6 protein-coding genes are annotated in these 8,226 nt (G+C 40.7%); 4 read left to right on the top strand and 2 right to left on the bottom strand.

All coding sequences use genetic code 11. The features are described from left to right. Positions 1-5 precede the first annotated feature (5 nt). Positions 6-3,539: a phosphoribosylformylglycinamidine synthase subunit PurQ gene (locus ACWOEX_RS06105; RefSeq protein WP_455298695.1), complete on the top strand. Its 3,534-nt coding sequence runs from the start codon at positions 6-8 to the stop codon at positions 3,537-3,539. 86 nt (positions 3,540-3,625) lie between these two features. Here the strand turns inward: ACWOEX_RS06105 and ACWOEX_RS06110 are convergent, their stop codons facing one another. Next, positions 3,626-4,630, bottom strand: coding sequence for an NAD(P)/FAD-dependent oxidoreductase (locus tag ACWOEX_RS06110; protein WP_455298696.1), 1,005 nt, complete (start codon positions 4,628-4,630; stop codon positions 3,626-3,628). Positions 4,631-4,710: 80 nt separating this feature from the next. Further along, a complete protein-coding gene (locus ACWOEX_RS06115) occupies positions 4,711-5,205 on the bottom strand; it encodes a divergent PAP2 family protein (protein WP_455298697.1) in 495 nt (164 codons plus the stop codon). A gap of 170 nt (positions 5,206-5,375) precedes the next feature. Here ACWOEX_RS06115 and ACWOEX_RS06120 point away from each other — a divergent pair, with 170 nt between their 5' ends. Genes ACWOEX_RS06120 through ACWOEX_RS06130 form a run of 3 tightly spaced genes read left to right on the top strand, consistent with a single transcriptional unit; the run spans position 5,376 to position 7,730 of the window. Further along, a complete protein-coding gene (locus ACWOEX_RS06120; protein ID WP_455298698.1) occupies positions 5,376-5,981 on the top strand; it encodes a peptidylprolyl isomerase in 606 nt (201 codons plus the stop codon). After that, positions 5,975-6,385, top strand: coding sequence for a CvfD/Ygs/GSP13 family RNA-binding post-transcriptional regulator (locus ACWOEX_RS06125; protein WP_455298699.1), 411 nt, complete (start codon positions 5,975-5,977; stop codon positions 6,383-6,385). Before ACWOEX_RS06120 ends, ACWOEX_RS06125 begins: the two co-directional genes overlap by 7 nt. Before the next feature lies 1 nt (position 6,386). After that, a complete protein-coding gene (locus tag ACWOEX_RS06130; protein WP_455298700.1) occupies positions 6,387-7,730 on the top strand; it encodes a glucose-6-phosphate isomerase in 1,344 nt (447 codons plus the stop codon). Positions 7,731-8,226: the final 496 nt, after the last annotated feature.

Below are 8,226 nucleotides of genomic sequence, written 5' to 3' on the forward strand. Positions count from 1 at the left end.
GAAAAATGAGTCACTTTGTTGTAGTGCCTGCTGAAGATTCAAGCTTCTATCTCAAAGAAGGAAAAAACTTCTTAGGTCTCTCAAATCTTAAAGCAGTTAAACAATATGAAATTTATGAATATGATACTGAAGTTTCAGATGAAACAGCATTTAAAGCGTTTAAAGAATATGAAATTCATGATGATATTACTTTCTTAGACAACGATAACAGCTTCCGTTTTCGTCAAATTTTAGGTCAATACGATGAATTGGATGAGATGACAGGTCGTTTGGTTCACGATATTTTGAATCAAGATGTCGTCTTCAATCACTCACGTGTCATGGTATTAGATGGATTAGACAAAGCTGAAACTGATAAATTCTTGGACTACTTCGTGAACGAAACTGAAATCGAATTAGTACCATTTGAAGCTTTATCCTATGAAATGGGTACTTCTCCAGCTGCTGATCTGGCACATGTCGCAGGATTTATTGATTTTGATGATGCACAATTGGAAGAATTGATCAAGGACTATTCCATGGATATGTCTGATATCCGTGTCGTTCAAGATTACTTCAAAGAAGAAGGCGTTGATCCAACAATCTTCCAATTGAAAGTGATTGATACATACTGGTCTGACCATTGTCGTCATACAACGTTCTTGACAGAACTTAAGAAGATCGATGTCAAAGACGGTCAATACAAAGAAGCTATTGAAAAAGTTATCGCTGAATATAACGATGTTCGTAGCGAAGTTTACAACGGCAAAAAAGCAAAACTCGTTTCACTAATGGACCTTGGTACGATTAATGCGAAATATGCGAAGCAACTAGGATTATTAGATAATCAAGATGTCTCTGATGAAGTGAATGCTTGCTGTGTGAAGATCAAGGTGGATGTTGATGGTGAAGAAGAGGACTTCTTGCTTTACTTCAAGAATGAAACACACAACCATCCGACAGAAATTGAACCATTTGGTGGTGCAGCAACCTGCATCGGCGGTGGGATTCGCGACCCATTATCAGGACGTTCATTCGTACACCAAGCATTGCGTATGGTTGGTGCGGGTGATCCTACTGAAGCTTACGAAGACACTTTACCAGATAAGTTGCCACAGCGTGTCTTAGCGCAACGTGCCGTAACAGGATACTCTGACTACGGTAACCAGATTGGTCAAACTGCAGGATATGTTGAGGAATTCTACCACCCAGGGTTCAAAGCTAAACGTATGGAACTTGGTGCACTTGTAGCAGCTGCTCCAGTTGATGCTGTAGTTCGTGAAGAACCAATTCCTGGTGACGTGGTGATGTTATTAGGTGGCCCAACTGGACGTGACGGTCTCGGTGCTGCGGTTGGTTCTTCGATGACCCAGACGGAACAATCTAAAGAGTTGCAGGGCGCTGAAGTTCAAAAAGGTAACCCAGGTATTGAGCGTAAAATTATTCGCTTATTCCGTAATCCAGAAGCTACACGCTTGATCAAAAAATGTAATGACTTTGGTGCTGGTGGTGTCTCTGTTGCTATTGGTGAATTAGCACCAGGACTCGACATTCAATTAGATAAAGTACCGTTGAAATACGAAGGTATGGATCCAGCTGAAATTGCTTTATCAGAATCACAGGAACGTATGGCTGTTGTGATTGCTAAGGAAGATGTTGAACACTTCGTTGCACTCGCACACGATGAAGACATCGAAGCAACGACTGTTGCCGAAGTAACGGATTCACCATACATGATCATGAACTACAATGGCGAAGAAGTCTTACGTTTACGCCGTGAATTCTTAGACTCAAACGGGGGTAAGAAAGAAGCCGAAGCTATTGTTGATTCTGAAAGCTTTGCTGAAGAATTGAGTGATGAACGTAATATTGAAGAACAGTTGAGTGACGTTCGTAACGCTTCTCAAAAAGCCATTGGTCAGAGCTTTGATTACACCTTAGGTAAGGGTACTGTCCTTGCGCCATTCGGTGGTAAGAATGGTATCACCCCACAACAGGGGATGGTTGCGAAGATTCCAGTACTCGGACATGAAACACATACCGTTTCCGTTATGGCTGGTGCTTTCTTACCTTACATTGCTGAAAAATCACCATTCCACGGTGCCTACTACGCTGTTATTCAGTCTATTGCGAAAGCAATCGCTTTGGGTGCACCGCGTAAGGAATTGCGTCTCAGCTTCCAGGAATTCTTTGAAAGTATGGAATCACCTGAAAAATGGGGTAAACCAACCGGTGCTTTGCTCGGTGCATTCCACGCATTGACACAGCTTAAACTCGGTTCTATCGGAGGTAAGGACAGCATGAGCGGAACGTTCAAAGATATGATCGTTCCACCTTCCTTAATTAGTTTTGCAGTTGCACCAACTAAGGATGATTTAGTTAACTCACGTGAATTAAAAGCGACAGATTCTAAAGTTATGATGTTAGAAGTCAAACCTTCTGACGGCGATTTATTTGATACTAAAGATTTAGAAGTTGCTTTTGATCAGATTGAAACATTACTCGGCAACCACGATATTCGTTCAATCTCAATTACTGGTGACAAGACGGTTGAAGTTAACTTAGTTGAAATGGCCTTGGGTAATGGTATTGGTTTTGAACTAACTGATGGCGTCGCACATCAAAAACACCCATTAGCATTCTTAATCGAAGTTGCAGAAGATGTGGATGTTCCAGGTGCTGTTGAAGTTGCACGTACAAACGCGAACGGCACAGCAACTATCGATGGTCAAGCTTACGACTTAAAAGACCTATCTGCGGTGTACACTAAACCATTAGCTGATGTCTTCAATGATATTGAACTTGAAGAAAAAGCCGAAGTTAAACCAGCGCTTGACGTGCCAGAGGTTGAAAATGATGCACGTGTCTTGATTATCGTCACAAATGGTGTGAATGGTGAATATGACCTGTACGAAAGCTTCAAACAGTACACACCAAACGTTGATACTTTCGTTATCCGTGAAGAATTAGATTACGAAGGTTCGATCAAGGACTTGAAGGCACAGATGGCTAACTATGATGTATTAGCTTTTGCAGACGGTTCAATCTTCTCTGATCGCCCAGCGAAAGGTTACGGATTATCATTAATTCTTGATGATATCGCTGATGAACTTGAAACATTCATCAAAGATCACTATATCTTAGCTGTAGGCTCTGCACTCGCTGCTTTTGTAGAAGCTGGATGGATTGAATTTGGTGAAGCGAAAGAAGGTACACAGTTACACTACATCACTAATCCATACGAAAAATTCATTTCCACAACAGTTGATGCGAATGTTGTTAAGGAGAGTGAATTTGCATCAGAAGGTTCTTACACCACCGCATTAGCTTCCTACACGTTGTCATTGAAGGCGGATGGTGAACAGTTCAAGGATCAAATTCTTTCGTCTTACACTAGCTTCTTGCCAGGAGAACAAGGTATCGATGCGATCACTGATCCGAGCGGCCATATTTTGGGTATTAACTCTAATACAGAACGTTTCTACGCAGATGGTCTCATCAATACATCAGTTCACGAAGCGCCATTTATTGCCAACTTAGTTAAAGTTGCCGGTGAATAATTAACATTTCAATAGATTGTAAAGCAAAAACGCCAGTTCCAAATGCTATGGGACTGGCGTTTTCGTGTTGTTGTAGGACGATATTATTAATGATCAAAGACCGTTGTACTATGTAATTTATTCACTTTAGCATCAGGATGGAGAAAGTGGACAATATCATTGATCGCTTTAGGTACTTCACCATATGCTTCTGTAATGAGCTGCGCTTTACCAGGATACTCTGCAATATCTCCGACGGCATATACACCAGGAAGTGAGGTTTGAGAGAGTGCGGATACAGGTATGCCGTGGTGTTCAATTGTGATTGGCCACTTTTCAAACCCGGACTGTTTGCCAGAGAAGCCATAAGCAACCACGATATGGTCGAGATTTAAAGTTATCGGTTTTTCCTGACGGGATTTCAACGAGAGGTCAAGTACATGACTATCACTGTTCTGGAAAATAGTATCTGGAGTATATGGTGTTAGAATATCGACGTTGTCTTGAGTCTTAAGTGTTTCCACAGAATGTTCAAGACCACGGAACTGATTGCGTCGGTGAATCAATGTCACGTGTTTGGCATAGTGACTAATTGCCAACGCTTCATCTAAAGCAGAATTACCTCCACCGAGCACAGCAACTTCTTGATTCTCAAACACACGATAGTCTTTTGGATAATAGTGTATTTGATCTGTCATTGATGCTGTTAAACCAGATACTCTGAGTGGTCGTGGTGAGAAAACACCGCCGCCCGTAGCAATAATAATCGCCCCCGTTTGATAAGTTTTCTTGTCAGTATAGACAGTAAAATGTCCCTCGCTATCGTCGAGTTTCTCAAAGCCTGTGACCTGTTCATTAAGCGACCATTGAATATTATCGTTAAATGGTGTCAATTGTTCGAGTGCTTGTTCAGCAAGTTCTTTACCGGAAATTTTAGGGATACCACCGATATCATAGATGTATTTATTGGGGTAGAGTGCATAGGGTTGGCCACCTGGTTTTGGTAAGGTGTCGATAATACGTACAGACAGTTGTCGCATTCCTGCATAAAAAGCAGCAAATAAGCCAGCTGGTCCAGCACCAATAATTGTAATATCTGTAGTTTCAGTCAAAATAATCCTCCTTAAACAAAGAAAGGACGCGATAGATCGGCGCCCTGTATTATCCAATTCTAGATCTATTCTTATTGCTTCTAAACAATCATGATTTGTCGTAATACGACTGCGATGATAATTCCCATTGCGACGCCGCCGAAAACTTCAATTGGACGATGCCCAAAATAGTCATCGATGATGAGTTTTTCCTGTTCTAAACTTTTAATTTTTTGATTGATTTCTGGATCATTCAGTTGCTTTGCTTGATCTTTGATGACTTCGAGCATTCGCATTTGGAGAATGCCTTGATCTCCACATTGTCGTCTAACGCCCATTGAGTCAAACATGACAATCAATCCCATGATGACTGCAATAGCAACATAAGGGGACTTTAATCCATTCTGGATAATCAGAGATGTAATAAGCGCAGTGACAGCTGCTGAATGTGAACTCGGCATACCGCCAGTTGCGTCGATAATATGTATGCTTGCGCGGGCGCGATCAAAGATAAAGGCGAGCGGGAATTTCATTAATTGAGTTAAAAAAATGCCGCATAATGCTGCAATTAAAGGGTAGTTCCACTGACCGACCATAATCTCCTCCTCTGCTCTCGTTGTTAATGATAGCATGTTCTGCTCTGTTCTAAAAGTAAAAGTTACCTTAAGGACACGAAAGTGCGAACACTGAACAGGTATACTTTCGCTTCTGCAATTGATACAATGATAATCAATCAGAAGAATTAATCAATTAGAGGAGGGACAGTATGGATTACCCACAGTTGACCCATAATACTGATTATCCAACCGTAACGATTGAAACGAATCACGGTGACATCACTCTAGAGCTTTATCCAGATAAAGCACCGATTACCGTTCATAATTTTATTCGTTTGGCGGAAGAACATTACTACGATGACATTATTTTTCATCGCGTGATCGAGAATTTCATGATTCAAGGAGGCGACCCAACCGGTACTGGTCGTGGTGGTGAAAGTATCTATAAACATCCGTTTGAAGATGAATTCCATCCGACACTCTTTAATTTCCGTGGTGCCTTATCAATGGCCAATTCAGGTCCTGGCACAAATGGTTCGCAATTTTTCATTGTGACAGCTGATTCTGTTGATGACAGTTTAATTGAACAAATGTCTCAAAGCGGTTATCCAGAAGAAGTGGTTACTGCTTATCGTGAAAAAGGTGGTACCCCTTGGTTGGATCATCGTCACACCGTCTTCGGGCATGTGATCGATGGCATGTCCGTTGTTGAAACTATTGGCAGCATCGAAACCGATGCGAATGATAAACCAATAGAAGATGTCAAAATGTTATCCCTAACTGTTGAAAATAAAGCGGGGGATTGGGCGTGGTAACAGTGGCTGATTATTCAATCGGTCAAGTCATTACTGGAAAAATTTCCGGTATTCAACCATATGGTATCTTCGTTGAGTTATCAGAAGGCAATCAAGGACTCATTCATATTTCAGAGATTGATAATACGTTCATTACAGATATCGATAAGCAGTTTTCAGTAGGTGATAAAGTCACTGTTAAAATCATTGATATTGATGAGTATACTGAAAAAATGAGTCTTTCTTTGCGTGCTATGAATCCCGTACCCATTCCCGATAAGCCCCCTCGTATTTATGCGCCGAGGCGTAAACGTCAAAAGGCAGGGGGATTCGAACCTTTAGGTGAGGCGTTAGCTAAGTGGACAACGGATGCGCTAGAAGATATTAAATCTGGAAAAATTAAAGATTATCGAATGGAGGATTAATATGACACATATTTCATTAGATTACTCTAATACGCGTGATTTCTTATCAGAACACGAATGGGAATATCTTGTTCCCTTTGTTGAAACTGCCGATCAACTACTCCGTAATGGTGAAGGTGTCGGTAGTGATTTCTTAGAATGGATCGAACTACCAAAGAATTATGATCATGAAGAATATGATCGTATTAAGAGTGCTGCAGAAAAAATTAAAAATGATTCTGAAGTATTTGTCGTTTTAGGTATTGGTGGTTCCTACCTTGGCGCAAAAGCAGCAATTGAATTCTTGAAGAGTAGCTTTGCATCATCAATCAAAGAAGATGCGCCAGAAATTGTTTTTGCAGGGAATAGTTTAAGTGGTACTTACTTGCAAGAACTTATTGAATACATTGGCGATCGTGACTTTTCAGTTAATGTTATTAGTAAATCTGGGACGACGACGGAAACAGCCGTTGCTTTCCGCGTATTCAAAGAATTATTAATTGAAAAGTACGGTAAAGAAGGTGCGCGTGAACGTATCTATGCGACAACTGACCGTAAGAATGGTGCATTGCGTCACGAAGCTGACGAAGAAGGTTACGAAACATTTATTATTCCAGATGGTACCGGTGGACGCTTCACAGTTTTAACACCTGTAGGATTACTGCCGATTGCAGTGGCAGGCGGTGACACTGATGAATTACTCAAAGGTGCAGAAGCTGCGATGAATGATTATCATACAGATGATACGAAGGCTAACGAAGCCTATCAATACGCAGGTATGCGCAACGCATTGTATCGCAAAGGCTACGATACAGAAATTTTGGTTAACTATGAACCACGTTTGACATACTTCTCTGAATGGTGGAAGCAACTATTCGGTGAATCAGAAGGTAAAGACAACAAAGGTATCTATCCATCAAGTGCTAACTTTACTACCGATTTACACTCACTTGGACAATATATCCAGGAAGGACAACGTCATTTCTTTGAAACAGTCATTAAGGTGGACAAAGGTGCCAAGGATATTACTATCCCAACATTGGAAGATAACGCGGATGGTTTAGCATACTTACAAGGTCGTACTTTAAACGAGGTAAATACTAAGGCTTTTGAAGGTACGGTTCTCGCACACGTAGATGGCGGTGTACCAAACTTTGTAGTTCGCATTCCGGATATGAGTGCTTGCACTTTGGGGTACTTAATTTACTTCTTTGAAATTGCAGTTGCTATCAGCGGTTATCTTAACGGTGTGAACCCATTTGATCAACCAGGCGTTGAAGCATACAAACGTAATATGTTTGCATTGCTCGGTAAGCCAGGATATGAAGAATATACGGAAGAATTAAATAAACGATTAAATGATTAAAATGAATCATTTTTAAACAATGAGACTCACTCCACTGAAGGGCTAGTAAGATTGAACTAACTAGCAAAATCAGAGGGTGAGTCTTTTTTTGAAAAAAGTTTAAAAAAGTTGTTGACAACCATTGGAGACGATGGTAAATTATTAAAGTCGCTTGAGCGAGTGAGCGCATGCGACACTGACAGCAATTAATAGTTTAAGAAATTAAAAATTAATTGAAAATAAGTGTTGACATCAAAAACAACTTCCTGTATGATATAGAAGTTGTCGCGAAAAAAGCACAAGCGACACGATAGATCTTTGAAAACTGAATAAAGTAGACGAACCAAAAATGTGCAGGGGATGAATCGTAAGATTCTCCCAAACAATTCAAAAAAGTCTTGACGGACTATAAATTGTCAGCAAACTTTACGAGTCAGATACGATAACTCGTGAAATTAATCTTTCATGAGAGTTTGATCCTGGCTCAGGACGAACGCTGGCGGCATGCCTAATACAT

Source organism: Aerococcus vaginalis (assembly GCF_053762225.1).

Coding starts and splice junctions, on each gene's coding strand:
- ACWOEX_RS06105 (WP_455298695.1), top strand. CDS start 6: ATGAGTCACTTTGTTGTAGTGCCTGCTGAAGATTCAAGCTTCTATCTC.
- ACWOEX_RS06115 (WP_455298697.1), bottom strand. CDS start 5,205: ATGGTCGGTCAGTGGAACTACCCTTTAATTGCAGCATTATGCGGCATT.
- ACWOEX_RS06120 (WP_455298698.1), top strand. CDS start 5,376: ATGGATTACCCACAGTTGACCCATAATACTGATTATCCAACCGTAACG.
- ACWOEX_RS06130 (WP_455298700.1), top strand. CDS start 6,387: ATGACACATATTTCATTAGATTACTCTAATACGCGTGATTTCTTATCA.